Origin of the sequence: Streptomyces katrae, from assembly GCF_000966975.1 — a bacterium.
GTDB lineage: Bacteria > Actinomycetota > Actinomycetes > Streptomycetales > Streptomycetaceae > Streptomyces > Streptomyces katrae.
In genome coordinates this window covers 1-13,171 of the sequence record NZ_JZWV01000107.1, presented here as the reverse complement: position 1 = coordinate 13,171, position 13,171 = coordinate 1, and the positions used below count along the sequence as shown (strand labels likewise).

Here is a 13,171-nt window from a genome sequence, read left to right as displayed (position 1 = left end):
TTGACCGGCAAGATCCGAAAGAGACGACCTAGGCTGTTCCTAGGCTGCCGTCGACAGTACGCGGCGGATGTGGAGGACCACGGAGATGACCGCTGTGGACGAGTACGGGATGGCCAAATTCTTCGCGGGGTTCGAGCCCCCCGAGGGCGTTAAGGCCGAGCTCCTCCGGGGGGAAATCGTGATGATGGCCGGTCCCGATCTGGTGCACAACCTGATCGTGGAGGACGTGCAGGACCAGATCCCGCGCAAGCGGTGGGTACGGCTCCAGACCCAGGACGTCGACATCGTCGACGAGGCGAGCGAGCCCGTTCCCGACCTGGTGGTCCTGGATCGTCAGGCGAACCCGGGGTCGGGACGTCTCCTGCCGTCGCAACTGATCACGCTGGTGGTGGAGGTCGTCTCCAAGACCAGCGTCGACAGGGACTACGTGACCAAGCGCTCGATCTACGCCGCCGGCCGGGTACCCGCCTACCTGATCATCGACCCCGTCGTCGGGCAGTGTGTCCTGCTGACCAGCCCGGTCGGCAAGGGAGACGATGCCGACTACCGGTCGCAACGGCTGTGGAAGTTCGGCGAGTCGGTGTCGCTGGAACCGCTCGGTATCGAGCTGGACACGAGTGACTTCGGCACGTTCCAGGGCGTCAGGCCTCACCACTACCCGTGACGAAGTCGATCAGCTCCTCCACCCGCCCCAGCAGCGTCGGCTCCAGGTCCCGGTAGGACGTCACCCGGGACAGGATGTGCTGCCAGGCGGCCCCCGTGTTCTCCGGCCAGCCCAGGGCCCGGCAGACGCCCGTCTTCCAGTCCTGGCCGCGCGGGACCTCCGGCCACGCCCCGATGCCCAGCGCCGACGGCTTCACCGCCTGCCAGACGTCCACGTACGGGTGACCCACCACCAGCACGTCCGGCCCGCTCACCGACGCCGCGATCCGGGACTCCTTCGAGCCGGGGACCAGGTGGTCGACCAGGACGCCCAGCCGGGCGTCGGGCCCCGGGGCGAACTCCGCCACCACCGCCGCGAGGTCGTCGACCCCCTCCAGGTACTCCACCACCACGCCCTCGATCCGCAGGTCGTCGCCCCACACCCGCTCGACCAGCTCGGCGTCGTGCCGCCCCTCCACGTAGATCCGCCCCGCCCGCGCCACCCGCGCCCGCGCCCCCGGGACGGCGATCGAGCCCGAGGCCGTACGGGCCGGCGCGGCGGGAGCCCGTGACGGGCGCGTCAGCGTCACCACCGCGCCGTCCAGCAGGAAGCCGCGCGGCTCCAGCGGGAACACCCGGCGCTTGCCGAACCGGTCCTCCAGGGTCACCGTGCCCGCCTCGCACGCCACCACCGCGCCGCAGAAGTCCGTGCCCGCCACCTCCACCACCAGATCGGGGTCGGCCGGCACCTCCGGCACGGCCTTGGGGCGCTTCCACTGCGGGGTCAGGTCGGGCGAGTACTCACGCATCCGGCCGACACTAGGAGCGCGGCCGCGCTCACGCCCGCGACACGCCGAACCGGTCCGCCAGTGTGTCGCGTTGCGCACGCACGAAGCCCGCGTCCACCACCGCTCCGTGACCCGGCACGTACAGCGCGTCCTCCCCGCCCAGCGACAGCAGCCGGTCCAGGGCCGCCGGCCACTGCCCCGGCACCGCGTCCGAGCCCGCCTGCGGCTCGCCCGACTCCTCGACCAGATCCCCGCAGAACACCGTCTCCCGCTCGCCCGGTACGAAGACCGCCAGGTCGTGCTCGGAGTGCGCGGGCCCCAGGTTCGCCAGCAGCACCTGCACCCCGCCCAGCTCCAGCGTCCACTCGCCCGACACCAGGTGCCCCGGCGCCTTGAGCAGGTCGCAGGCCTCGGCGGCCTCCTCCTCCGCCAGGCCCTGGGCCACCGCGCTGTACCGGAGCTCCTCCCGGCCCCCGGGCGTGCCCAGCAGCCGGTCCAGCCCCACCGCGCCGTAGAACCGGGCACCGGCGAAGGCGGGCCCGCCCAGCACATGGTCGAAATGTCCGTGGGTGAATGCGATATGGGTCACGTGCCGGCCGGTCAGCCGCTCCGCCTCGGCGCGGATCCCGGCCCCCTCCCGGATGCTCGATCCGGGGTCGATCAGGAGCATCGAGTCGTCCCCCACCACCAGCCCCACCGTGCAGTCCCACACCGGGAGCCGTCGCCGGCCCACCCGCTCGGCCACCCGTTCCCAGCCCGCCTCTTCCCAACGCATGTCCATGCGGCGACGCTACCCTGGCGGGCCGCCCTTGCCCCCGGCGTACTACCCGGCCGTACACTGACCGGGGGATCCCTGGCACTCGAACAGTCAGAGTGCCAGCCCGGCCCGGACCAACCGACGACCGACCCGCATCCGGAGGTGTGCGCGATGCTCAGTGAACGCAGACTCGAGGTGCTGCGCGCCATCGTCCAGGACTACGTCGGGACGGAGGAGCCCGTCGGCTCCAAGGCCCTCACCGAGCGGCACAAGCTGGGCGTCTCACCGGCCACCGTGCGCAACGACATGGCGGTGCTGGAGGAGGAGGGCTACATCGCCCAGCCCCACACCAGCGCGGGCCGGATCCCCACCGACAAGGGCTACCGCCTCTTCGTCGACAAGCTGGCCGGGGTCAAGCCGCTGTCGACGCCCGAGCGCCGGGCCATCCAGAACTTCCTCGACGGGGCCGTGGACCTCGACGACGTCGTCGGCCGCACGGTACGGCTGCTCGCGCAGCTCACCCGCCAGGTCGCCGTCGTCCAGTACCCGTCGCTGACCCGCTCCACCGTCCGGCACGTCGAGCTGCTGTCGCTGGCCCCGGCCCGGCTGATGCTCGTACTGATCACCGACACCGGGCGGGTCGAACAGCGCATGGTCGACACCCAGACCCCGTTCGGCGAGAACTCCCTCGCCGACCTGCGGGCCCGGCTCAACAGCCGGGTCGTCGGCCGGCGTTTCACCGACGTCCCGAACCTGGTGCAGGACCTGCCGGAGTCCTTCGAGATCGACGACCGGGCCACCGTCAAGGCGGTGCTCGCGACCCTTCTCGAAACCCTGGCCGAGGAGGCGGAGGAGCGGCTGATGATCGGCGGCACCGCCAACCTCACTCGCTTCGGACATGATTTTCCCTTGACGATCAGGCCGGTGCTCGAAGCGCTCGAGGAGCACGTGGTGCTCCTGAAGCTGCTGGGCGAGGCCGGGGAGTCGGGGATGGCCGTACGGATCGGGCACGAGAACGCCTACGAGGGACTCAACTCCACGTCGGTCGTGTCCGTCGGCTACGGTTCGGGCGGCGAAGCAGTCGCCAAACTCGGCGTGGTCGGACCGACCCGCATGGACTACCCCGGAACGATGGGAGCGGTACGCGCAGTGGCACGTTACGTCGGACAGATCCTGGCGGAGTCGTAAGTGGCCACGGACTACTACGCCGTACTCGGCGTGCGCCGCGACGCATCGCAGGACGAGATCAAGAAGGCCTTCCGCCGCCTCGCGCGTGAACTCCACCCGGACGTGAACCCGGACCCGAAGACGCAGGAGCGCTTCAAGGAGATCAACGCGGCCTACGAGGTCCTCTCCGACCCGCAGAAGAAGCAGGTCTACGACCTCGGCGGCGACCCGCTGTCCTCCTCGGGCGGCGGCGGTGGCGCGGGCGGCTTCGGAGCCGGCGGCTTCGGCAACTTCTCCGACATCATGGACGCCTTCTTCGGCCAGGCCTCGCAGCGCGGCCCGCGCTCGCGGACCCGCCGCGGCCAGGACGCCATGATCCGCCTGGACCTGGAGCTGGACGAGGCCGCCTTCGGCACGACCAAGGACATCCAGGTCGACACCGCCGTGGTCTGCGGCACCTGCTCCGGCGAGGGCGCCGCCCCCGGCACCTCCGCGCAGACCTGTGACATGTGCCGCGGCCGCGGTGAGGTCTCGCAGGTCACCCGGTCCTTCCTGGGCCAGGTCATGACCTCGCGCCCCTGCCCGCAGTGCCAGGGCTTCGGCACCGTGGTCCCGACCCCGTGCCCCGAGTGCGCGGGCGACGGCCGGGTCCGCTCCCGCCGCAGCCTCACGGTCAAGATCCCGGCCGGCGTCGAGAACGGCACCCGGATCCAGCTCGCGGGCGAGGGCGAGGTCGGCCCCGGCGGCGGCCCCGCCGGCGACCTCTACGTGGAGATCCACGAGCTGCCGCACCCGACCTTCCAGCGGCGCGGGGACGACCTGCACTGCACGGTCACCATCCCCATGACGGCGGCGGCCCTGGGCACCAAGTGCCCGCTGGAGACGCTGGACGGCATGGAGGAGATCGACGTCCGCCCCGGCACCCAGTCCGGGCAGGCGATCCCGCTGCACGGGCGCGGCGTCACGCACCTGCGCGGCGGCGGCCGCGGCGACCTGATCGTCCACGTCGAGGTGACCACCCCCGGCAAGCTGGACGCCCAGCAGGAGGAGCTGCTGCGCCAGCTCGCCAAGCTGCGCGGCGAGGAGCGGCCCATGGGCCAGTTCGCGCCGGGGCAGCAGGGCCTGTTCAGCCGCCTGAAGGACGCGTTCAACGGCCGCTGATCACTCGGCGGCAGTGCGCTCAGGAGCCCGGTACGGGGAACCCCGTACCGGGCTCCTCGCCGTTGCGGCACTCGGGGAGGGCGGCCGGGAGAGCGGCGGGAAGGCGGGCGGGAAAGCGGTCGGGAAAGCGGACTATGCCAGGCGAATGCCATGATTCGGCGCCGTGACCCGGACATGGCACGATGCAGTCCATGTCCTCCGCACCGAACGGTCTCCACCCCTACCCGATCGTGCAGGCTCCCATGGCGGGCGGGGTCTCCGGCCCGCCCCTCGTCGCCGCCGTGTGCGAAGCGGGCGGTCTCGGTTTCCTGGCCGGCGGCTACAAGACCGCCGACGGCATGTACCAGGAGATCAAGCAGACGCGCGGGCTCACCCGGCGCCCCTTCGGTGTGAACCTCTTCCTGCCGCAGACCGGCCACGTCGACCCGGCCGCCGTCGAGGCCTACCGCGGGCAGCTGGCCGGCGAGGCGAGCTGGTACGAGGTCTCCCTCGCCGAGGAGGACATCATCGGCACCAACGACGACGGCTACGACGCCAAGCTCGCCATCCTGCTGGAGGACCCGGTACGGGTCGTCTCCTTCACCTTCGGCTGTCCCGACCCCGCCGCCCTCGCGCGGCTGCGGGCGGTCGGCACGTACACGATCGTCACCGTGACCTCGGCCGAGGAGGCCCGTACCGCCCAGGCGGCCGGCGCCGACGCCGTCTGCGTCCAGGGCGTCGAGGCCGGCGGCCACCAGGGCACCCACCGCGACGACCCGCAGACCGACGGCACGGCCGCCGTCGGCCTGCTCGCCCTGGTCACCCAGGTACGGGAGGCCGTGGCCCTGCCGATCATCGCGGCCGGCGGGGTGATGCGCGGCGCGCAGATCGCGGCGCTGCTCGTGGCGGGCGCGGACGCGGCGCAGCTCGGCACGGCCTTCCTGGCCTGCCGGGAGTCGGGCGCCCACCCCCTGCACAAGAAGGCCCTGACCGACCCGATGTTCCCGCACACCGAGCTCACCCGGGCCTTCTCCGGCCGTCCCGCGCGGGGCCTGGTGAACCGCTTCGTGCGCGAGCACGGCCCCTACGCCCCGGCCGGCTACCCCCAGATCCACCACATGACCTCGGGGCTGCGCAAGGCGGCCGCCGCGGCCGGGGACCCGCAGGGCATGGCGCTGTGGGCGGGGCAGGGGCACCGGCTGGCCCGGGCGCTGCCGGCGGGGGAGCTGGTGGAGGTGCTGGCGGCCGAACTGGCCGAGGCACAGAGTGCGTTGAAGGTGTTGCAGATGAGGAGAGCGTCATGACAGCCCCCGTGTTCGTGGTCGAAGAGGTCCCCGCGGGGCCGGAGTTCGTGCTGGAGGGCCCCGAGGGGCGGCACGCCGTGTCCGTGAAGCGGCTGGCCCCGGGCGAGGACGTGGTCCTCACCGACGGGCGGGGCCGCTGGGCGGAGGGCGTGGTCAAGGCGGCCGAGGGCAAGGACCGCCTGGTGGTCATGGACCTGCACGGGATCCAGGAGGAGCCGGAGCCGGCCGTGCGGATCACGGTGGTGCAGGCGCTGCCGAAGGGCGACCGGGGCGAGGTCGCGGTGGAGACGATGACGGAGACCGGCGTCGACGCCATCGTGCCGTGGCAGGCCTCGCGGTGCATCACCCAGTGGCGGGGCGAGCGCGGGGCCAAGTCCCTGGCCAAGTGGCGGGCCACCGCCCGCGAGTCGGGCAAGCAGTCGCGCCGGGTCCGCTTCCCGGAGGTCGGCGAGGCGCTCTCCACCAAGCAGGTGGCCGCGCTGCTGGCCGGCGCCGATCTGGCGATGGTGCTCCACGAGGACCGTGAGGCGGCCTCGGAGCCGCTGGCGACGGCCGCGCTGCCCGAGTCGGGTTCGGTGGTCCTGGTGGTCGGCCCCGAGGGCGGGGTCTCCCCGGAGGAACTGGCCGCCTTCGCGGAGGCGGGCGCCCGCCCGTACCGGCTGGGGCGCAGCGTGCTCCGCACGTCCACGGCGGGGACGGCGGCCACGGCGGTCCTGCTGGCCCGCCTGGGCCGCTGGTCGTAACCCCTGACCCGGCCGGCCGGTGGTCGGCCCGCCGCTGCGCGGACCCGTCTCCCCGCCCTGCCCTTCCTCCGTTCCCGCCCTCGATCGCCGGGCGCGGCTCCGAACACGGCGCTACCGCGCCCGCGCCTCGAACTCCCCCCAGTGGTAGCTGGGGGGAAGAACGGGTGAAGGGCGGGCAGGGGACCAGCCCCGCGCGGCGGCTCGACGGACGGCGGCGGCGGGGTCGGGGCCGGTTGGACCCTCGCAAGGCAACGGCGGCGGTGCCGGCGGCCGGGCCGGTAGCATGCGGCGACCGATCCACTTCACGGGAGGCGCGGCCATGGCCGGGGAACCGCAGGCGGACTGCCTGTTCTGCAAGATCGTCGAGGGGAAGATCCCCGCGACCGTGGTCCGGGAGACCGAAACCACCATCGCCTTCCGGGACATCAACCCGCAGGCGCCGACGCACGTGCTCGTCATCCCGAAGGTGCACTACCCCGACGCGGCCTCCCTCGCCGCCGCCGAGCCGGCCGTGATCGCCGACATACTGCGTGAGGCCGGGGAGATCGCCGCCGAGGAGAAGATCGCCGACCACGGCTACCGGGTCGTGTTCAACACCGGTGCCGGCGCCGGTCAGACCGTCTTCCACGCCCACCTGCACGTCCTGGGCGGCCGCGGCCTCCAGTGGCCCCCCGGGTAGCCGTTCGTGTCCGTACGCGAGTTCGTGGTCCTCGGCACCGCCAGCCAGGTACCCACCCGGCACCGCAACCACAACGGCTACCTGCTGCGCTGGGACGGCGAGGGCATCCTCTTCGACCCGGGCGAGGGCACGCAGCGGCAGATGCTGCGGGCCGGGGTCGCCGCCCACGACATCAACCGGATCTGTGTCACCCACTTCCACGGTGACCACAGCCTCGGTCTGGCCGGGGTGATCCAGCGGATCAACCTCGACCAGGTCCCGCACCCCGTGGCCGCGCACTACCCGGCCTCGGGGCAGAAGTTCTTCGACCGGCTGCGCTACGCGACCGCCTACCGGGAGACGGTGCGGCTGCGGGAGGAGCCGGTGGCGCGGGACGGGGTGCTCGCGCGGGGCCCCTCGTACGTCCTGGAGGCGCGGCGCCTCTCGCACCCCGTGGAGTCCTTCGGCTACCGGCTGACCGAGCCGGACGGGCGCCGGATGCGGCCGGAGCTGCTCGCGCGGTACGGGATCAAGGGTCCGGACGTCGGGCGGATCCAGCGCGAGGGGCGGCTGGGGGAGGTCGCCCTGGAGGACGTCAGCGAGCACCGGGCCGGGCAGCGGTTCGCCTTCGTCATGGACACCCGGCTGTGTCCGGGGGTCTCCGAGCTGGCGGAGGGGTGCGACATGCTGGTCATCGAGTCCACGTTCCTGGACGCGGACAGGGCGCTGGCCGAGGACCACGGCCACCTCACCGCCGGGCAGGCGGCGTGGGTGGCGCGGGACGCCGGGGTCCGGCACCTGGTGCTGACGCACTTCTCGCAGCGGTACTCCGATCCCGCCGAGTTCGAACGTGAGGCCCGCGGGGCCGGGTTCGAGGGGGAGCTGACGGTCGCGGCCGACCTGGGCCGGATCCCCCTGCCGAAGCGCTAGCGGCGTCCGGCGGCGTGCGGGACCAGCGGGGCGAGGGCGGCAGGAGAGCCGGGCTCAGGTGAGGTGCGTCACACTGGGTTTGGTCCAGGGGCGCCCGGGCAGATCTGGCAGCCCTTCGCCCGCACGCAGAAACGACACATCAACGGGGGTTACACCGTGACCAGTCGGGACAGCCGCACCAGCCGCCCCGCAGCAGGAGCACTCGACACACTCGACCCGCTGGGGCCGTTGCGCGACCCCCGGGAGCCGGGCTGCGACGTCTTCCTGACCGGCACGGTGTTCCTCGACATCATCTTCACCGGCCTCGACTCCGCCCCGGTCCGCGGCACGGAGTCCTGGGCGCGCGGCATGGGTTCCAGCCCCGGCGGCGTCGCCAACATGGCCACCGCCCTGGCCCGCCTGGGCCTGCGCACCTCCCTCGCCGCCGCCTTCGGCGACGACCACTACGGCGAGTACTGCTGGGACGCCCTGGAGCAGGGCGAGGGCATCGACCTGTCCATGTCCCGCACCATCCCCGGCTGGCACAGCCCCGTCACCGTCTCCATGGCCTACGAGGGTGAGCGCACGATGGTCTCCCACGGCCACGAGGCCCCGCCCCCGGCCGGCCCCGGCCCGTTCCCCTGGTGTCCGCCGCGGACCCGTGCCGCCGTCGCCTCGCTGGCCGCCGGCCGCCGCGAGGACTGGATCGGCGACCCACCGCGGCTCGCGGATCTTCGCCGACGTCGGCTGGGACGACACCGGCCGCTGGGACCTCGGCGCCCTGGTCGACCTGGAGCACTGCGAGGCCTTCCTGCCCAACGCGGGCGAGGCCATGCGGTACACCCGCACCGACTGTCCCCGCGCCGCGGCCCGGGCCCTGGCCGAGAAGGTGCCGGTCGCGGTGGTGACGATGGGATCGGAGGGCTCCTACGCCGTGGACTCCCGGACCGGGGAGACGGCGGAGGTCCCCGCCATCGCCGTCGAGGCCCTGGACCCGACCGGCGCCGGGGACGTCTACGTGGCCGGGTTCGTCACCGGCAGCCTCGCGGGGTGGCCGCTGGCCGACCGGCTGGCCTTCGCCGGCCTGACCGCCGCCCTCTCGGTGCAGGAGTTCGGCGGCTCCCTCTCCGCCCCGGGCTGGTCCGAGGTGGCGCACTGGTGGCGCACCGCCCCCGAGGAGCTGCGGGGCCGCTACGCCTTCCTCGACGCCCTCGTCCCGCCCGGCGCCGTCCCCTGCTACCGCCGCCGGGCCGTCCCCACCATCGGCTTCCGCAGCCCCGTCTAGGCGGGGGGCCGGGGCCGGGCCGGAAAACCCCTCGGGAACGGTCCGGGGTGGACGTACCCTTGGTACTCCGGAGGCCGTCGACCGGTGCGGCCCCTCAGCGGGAGGTATGCGCAGGCCACAGTGCCGGCCCATGACTCAGACACCGACAGCCCACAGCCCCGTACCGGCTCAGGCGCGAGCCCATTTCACCGTCCCGGCGACGCACCCCATGGTGACCGTCCTCGGCTCGGGCGACGCGCTGCTGCGCGTGATCGAGAAGGCCTTCCCGAGGGCCGACATCCACGTTCGGGGCAACCAGGTCAGCGCGGTCGGGGAAGCGGCGGAAGTCGCCCTCATCCAGCGCCTGTTCGACGAGATGATGCTGGTGCTCCGCACCGGGCAGCCGATGACGGAGGACGCAGTGGAACGCTCGATCGCCATGCTCAAGGCGAACGGCCGCGACGCGGAGGGGCGCCCGCTGCTGGAGACGCCGGCCGAGGTGCTCACCCAGAACATCCTCTCCAGCCGCGGCCGCACCATCCGCCCCAAGACCCTCAACCAGAAGCGGTACGTCGACGCGATCGACAAGAACACGATCGTCTTCGGCATCGGCCCCGCCGGTACCGGCAAGACCTACCTGGCCATGGCCAAGGCGGTGCAGGCCCTGCAGTCCAAGCAGGTCAGCCGCATCATCCTGACCCGGCCCGCCGTCGAGGCGGGGGAGCGGCTCGGCTTCCTGCCGGGCACGCTCTTCGACAAGATCGACCCCTACCTGCGCCCGCTCTACGACGCCCTGCACGACATGATGGACCCGGACTCCATCCCCCGTCTGATGGCCGCCGGGACCATCGAGGTGGCGCCGCTGGCGTACATGCGCGGCCGTACCCTGAACGACGCCTTCGTCGTCCTCGACGAGGCGCAGAACACCAGCCCGGAACAGATGAAGATGTTCCTGACCCGCCTCGGCTTCGACACGAAGATCGTCATCACCGGTGACATCACCCAGGTCGACCTGCCGAACGGCACCAGGAGCGGTCTGCGCCAGGTCCAGGAGATCCTCGAAGGGGTGCCCGACATCCACTTCTCGCGGCTCACCTCCGAGGATGTCGTCCGGCACAAGCTGATCGGCCGTATCGTCGACGCGTACGAGAAGTACGACGACAGCCAGGCGGCCCGGGAGACCGGTCCGGCCCGGAACGGCAACCAGCGGAAGTAGAACCCAGCGCACCATGTCGATCGACGTCAACAACGAGTCCGGAACCGAAGTCGACGAGCAGGCGATCCTCGACATTGCCCGCTACGCGCTCACCCGGATGCGGATCCACCCGCTCTCCGAGCTCTCCGTCATCGTCGTCGACGAGGACGCGATGGAGCAGCTGCACATCCAGTGGATGGATCTGCCCGGACCCACCGACGTCATGTCCTTCCCGATGGACGAGCTGCGTCCGCCGTCGAAGGACGACGAGGAGCCCCCGCAGGGGCTCCTCGGCGACATCGTCCTGTGCCCCGAGGTGGCGAAGAAGCAGGGCCAGGAGGCCCCCACGCAGCACTCCATGGACGAGGAGCTCCAGCTCCTGACCGTCCACGGGGTGCTGCACCTGCTCGGGTACGACCACGAGGAGCCGGACGAGAAGGCCGAGATGTTCGGCCTCCAGGCGGCCATCGTCGACGGCTGGCGCGGTGAGCGCGGGCTGACGGGTCCCTCCCCGGCCCCGACCGTCTCGTGACCGGCGCCTACCAGCTGATCACCGGGGCGGTCCTGCTGACGGTGGTGGCCTGGTTCGCGGCGTGCGCCGAGTCCGGGATCGCCCGTGTCTCCAGCTTTCGCGCCGAACAGGCCGTACGGGAGGGCCGGCGCGGCAGCGCCAAGCTGGCCCAGGTCGCCGGCGACCCCACCCGCTACGTCAACGTGGCCCTGCTGGTGCGCGTCACCTGCGAGATGGCGGCGGGCGTGCTCGTCACGTACGTCTGCCTCGACGCGTTCGGGGAGAACTGGACGGCGCTGCTGGTGGCCATCGCGGTGATGGTGCTGGTCTCCTTCGTGGCGGTGGGCGTGTCCCCCCGTACGATCGGCCGCCAGCACCCGCTGAACACCGCGACGGCCGCCGCGTACGTCCTCGTCCCGCTGGCCCGGATCATGGGGCCGATCCCGCAACTGCTGATCCTCATCGGCAACGCCCTCACCCCGGGCAAGGGCTTCCGCAAGGGGCCCTTCGCCTCCGAGGCCGAGCTGCGCGCGATGGTGGACCTCGCGGAGAAGGAATCGCTGATCCAGGACGAGGAGCGCCGGATGGTGCACTCGGTCTTCGAGCTCGGCGACACCCTCGTGCGCGAGGTGATGGTGCCGCGTACCGACCTGGTGTGCATCGAGCGCTACAAGACGATCCGCCAGGCGACCACCCTCGCCCTGCGCTCCGGCTTCTCGCGGATCCCGGTCACCGGGGAGAACGAGGACGACATCGTCGGCATGGTCTACCTCAAGGACCTCGTCCGCCGTACGCACATCAACCGGGAGGCCGAGACCGACCTGGTCTCGACGGTGATGCGGCCGGCGGTCTTCGTGCCCGACACCAAGAACGCCGGGGACCTGCTGCGCGAGATGCAGTCGGTGCGCAACCACGTGGCCGTCGTCATCGACGAGTACGGCGGCACGGCCGGCATCGTCACCATCGAGGACATCCTGGAGGAGATCGTCGGCGAGATCACCGACGAGTACGACCGGGAGATCCCGCCCGTCGAGGAACTCGGCGACGACCGCTACCGGGTCACGGCGCGCCTGGACATCACCGACCTCGGCGAGCTGTTCGGAGCCCTGGCCTTCGACGACGAGGACGTGGAGACCGTCGGCGGACTGCTGGCGAAGGCCCTGGGACGGGTGCCGATCGCCGGGGCCTCGGCGGTGGTGGACCTGCCGGACGGGCGTCCGCTGCGGCTGACGGCCGAATCCCCGGCGGGCCGCCGGAACAAGATCGTCACGGTGCTCGTGGAGCCGGTGGTTCCCGAGGCCGGCGAAGGGGAGGAGGGGGAATGACCCCGGCGGAGCTGCGCGCGTTCTGTCTGAGCTTCAACGCGGCGGTGGAGGAGTTCCCCTTCACCCCCGAGACCTCGGTGTTCAAGGTGCTGGGCAAGATGTTCGCCCTGTCGGCGCTCGACGGCGAGCCGCTGAAGGTCAACCTCAAGTGCGAACCGGAGGCGGCGGTACGGCTGCGGGAGCAGCACCCCGCGATCGTGCCGGGCTGGCACATGAACAAGCGGCACTGGAACACCGTGACCGTGGGCGAACTGCCGGACGCGCTGGTGCGGGAGCTGGTGGAGGACTCCTACGACCTGGTCGTGGCCGGCCTGCCGAGGGCGGAGCGGCTCCGGCTGGACCGGCCCTGAGCCCCACTCGTTCCCAGGCCGAAGGTTAGGGTCCAAGGTCATACGGGTTCGGGACCTTCGGATCGCAGGGCCCGGGTGGTTCGCTGTTTAGGTTTGTCCTACGCCCCGGGGGGAGGCGTGACGGGGGAACGGCCCCGGCGGGGTCGTTGCACGGCACCGCCGGGGCGCTCCCTATGCTTTCGCCTATGACCGAGAGCAGCGTGGGCGCGGGGATCGACCCCGAGGACAGCAAGATCATCACCCTGGCGCGCAGCGCCCGGGCCCGCAACGGGGTCCCCGAGGGGGCGGCGGTCCGCGACGAGACCGGCCGCACCTATGTCGCCGGGACCGTGGAGCTGGACTCCCTCAAGCTCAGCGCGCTCCAGACGGCCGTCGCCATGGCGGCTGTCTCTTATACACATCTCTGATGGCNCGAGGG

13 protein-coding genes and 2 pseudogenes are annotated in these 13,171 nt (G+C 72.2%); 13 read left to right on the top strand and 2 right to left on the bottom strand.

The features are described from left to right. The first annotated feature begins 85 nt into the window (after positions 1-85). Positions 86-664, top strand: a complete 579-nt coding sequence (locus VR44_RS05820) for a Uma2 family endonuclease (protein ID WP_045946281.1) — start codon at positions 86-88, stop codon at positions 662-664. Here VR44_RS05820 and VR44_RS05815 read toward each other — a convergent pair. Together VR44_RS05815 and VR44_RS05810 are read right to left on the bottom strand one after the other, a co-directional pair. Beyond that, positions 642-1,451, bottom strand: coding sequence for a DUF3097 domain-containing protein (locus tag VR44_RS05815; RefSeq protein ID WP_045946280.1), 810 nt, complete (start codon positions 1,449-1,451; stop codon positions 642-644). The two genes, VR44_RS05820 and VR44_RS05815, sit on opposite strands and share 23 nt — an antisense overlap. A gap of 28 nt (positions 1,452-1,479) precedes the next feature. Beyond that, the gene (locus tag VR44_RS05810) at positions 1,480-2,211 is read right to left on the bottom strand and encodes an MBL fold metallo-hydrolase (RefSeq protein ID WP_045946279.1); all 732 of its coding nucleotides are present in this window, start codon (positions 2,209-2,211) and stop codon (positions 1,480-1,482) included. A 147-nt stretch (positions 2,212-2,358) separates the two neighbouring features. Here VR44_RS05810 and hrcA point away from each other — a divergent pair, with 147 nt between their 5' ends. The 12 genes and pseudogenes from hrcA to VR44_RS05750 form a co-directional block, all read left to right on the top strand. Then, positions 2,359-3,375: a heat-inducible transcriptional repressor HrcA gene (hrcA, locus tag VR44_RS05805; RefSeq protein WP_045946278.1), complete on the top strand. Its 1,017-nt coding sequence runs from the start codon at positions 2,359-2,361 to the stop codon at positions 3,373-3,375. Further along, on the top strand, positions 3,376-4,515 hold the full coding sequence (gene dnaJ / locus VR44_RS05800) for a molecular chaperone DnaJ (RefSeq protein WP_045946277.1): 1,140 nt from the start codon (positions 3,376-3,378) through the stop codon (positions 4,513-4,515). Positions 4,516-4,706: 191 nt separating this feature from the next. Beyond that, positions 4,707-5,798: a nitronate monooxygenase gene (locus VR44_RS05795; RefSeq protein ID WP_045946283.1), complete on the top strand. Its 1,092-nt coding sequence runs from the start codon at positions 4,707-4,709 to the stop codon at positions 5,796-5,798. Further along, positions 5,795-6,541: a 16S rRNA (uracil(1498)-N(3))-methyltransferase gene (locus VR44_RS05790; protein WP_045946276.1), complete on the top strand. Its 747-nt coding sequence runs from the start codon at positions 5,795-5,797 to the stop codon at positions 6,539-6,541. Before VR44_RS05795 ends, VR44_RS05790 begins: the two co-directional genes overlap by 4 nt. A 319-nt stretch (positions 6,542-6,860) precedes the next feature. Next, positions 6,861-7,220, top strand: a complete 360-nt coding sequence (locus VR44_RS05785) for a histidine triad nucleotide-binding protein (RefSeq protein ID WP_045946275.1) — start codon at positions 6,861-6,863, stop codon at positions 7,218-7,220. A 6-nt stretch (positions 7,221-7,226) separates the two neighbouring features. After that, a complete protein-coding gene (locus VR44_RS05780; protein WP_045946274.1) occupies positions 7,227-8,129 on the top strand; it encodes a ribonuclease Z in 903 nt (300 codons plus the stop codon). A gap of 156 nt (positions 8,130-8,285) precedes the next feature. Continuing rightward, positions 8,286-9,393 (top strand): annotated as a pseudogene (locus VR44_RS05775) (carbohydrate kinase family protein). Between the two features lie 130 nt (positions 9,394-9,523). After that, positions 9,524-10,588, top strand: coding sequence for a PhoH family protein (locus VR44_RS05770; RefSeq protein ID WP_094191451.1), 1,065 nt, complete (start codon positions 9,524-9,526; stop codon positions 10,586-10,588). Positions 10,589-10,601: 13 nt separating this feature from the next. Next, positions 10,602-11,099, top strand: a complete 498-nt coding sequence (gene ybeY / locus VR44_RS05765; RefSeq protein ID WP_045946272.1) for an rRNA maturation RNase YbeY — start codon at positions 10,602-10,604, stop codon at positions 11,097-11,099. After that, entirely contained in the window at positions 11,096-12,403 is a 1,308-nt protein-coding gene (locus VR44_RS05760) for a hemolysin family protein (protein WP_045946271.1), read from the top strand. Before ybeY ends, VR44_RS05760 begins: the two co-directional genes overlap by 4 nt. Next, positions 12,400-12,753, top strand: a complete 354-nt coding sequence (locus tag VR44_RS05755; RefSeq protein WP_045946270.1) for an MmcQ/YjbR family DNA-binding protein — start codon at positions 12,400-12,402, stop codon at positions 12,751-12,753. Before VR44_RS05760 ends, VR44_RS05755 begins: the two co-directional genes overlap by 4 nt. A 173-nt stretch (positions 12,754-12,926) precedes the next feature. Further along, a pseudogene (locus tag VR44_RS05750) lies at positions 12,927-13,145 on the top strand (cytidine deaminase); the annotation flags it as partial. Positions 13,146-13,171 lie beyond the last annotated feature (26 nt).

What these genes read in the sequence shown, in the direction of transcription:
- hrcA (WP_045946278.1), top strand. Translation starts at nt 2,359, where the DNA reads ATGCTCAGTGAACGCAGACTCGAGGTGCTGCGCGCCATCGTCCAGGAC.
- VR44_RS05790 (WP_045946276.1), top strand. Translation starts at nt 5,795, where the DNA reads ATGACAGCCCCCGTGTTCGTGGTCGAAGAGGTCCCCGCGGGGCCGGAG.
- VR44_RS05755 (WP_045946270.1), top strand. Translation starts at nt 12,400, where the DNA reads ATGACCCCGGCGGAGCTGCGCGCGTTCTGTCTGAGCTTCAACGCGGCG.
- VR44_RS05770 (WP_094191451.1), top strand. Translation starts at nt 9,524, where the DNA reads ATGACTCAGACACCGACAGCCCACAGCCCCGTACCGGCTCAGGCGCGA.
- VR44_RS05795 (WP_045946283.1), top strand. Translation starts at nt 4,707, where the DNA reads ATGTCCTCCGCACCGAACGGTCTCCACCCCTACCCGATCGTGCAGGCT.
- VR44_RS05820 (WP_045946281.1), top strand. Translation starts at nt 86, where the DNA reads ATGACCGCTGTGGACGAGTACGGGATGGCCAAATTCTTCGCGGGGTTC.
- VR44_RS05815 (WP_045946280.1), bottom strand. Translation starts at nt 1,451, where the DNA reads ATGCGTGAGTACTCGCCCGACCTGACCCCGCAGTGGAAGCGCCCCAAG.
- VR44_RS05785 (WP_045946275.1), top strand. Translation starts at nt 6,861, where the DNA reads ATGGCCGGGGAACCGCAGGCGGACTGCCTGTTCTGCAAGATCGTCGAG.
- VR44_RS05810 (WP_045946279.1), bottom strand. Translation starts at nt 2,211, where the DNA reads ATGGACATGCGTTGGGAAGAGGCGGGCTGGGAACGGGTGGCCGAGCGG.
- ybeY (WP_045946272.1), top strand. Translation starts at nt 10,602, where the DNA reads ATGTCGATCGACGTCAACAACGAGTCCGGAACCGAAGTCGACGAGCAG.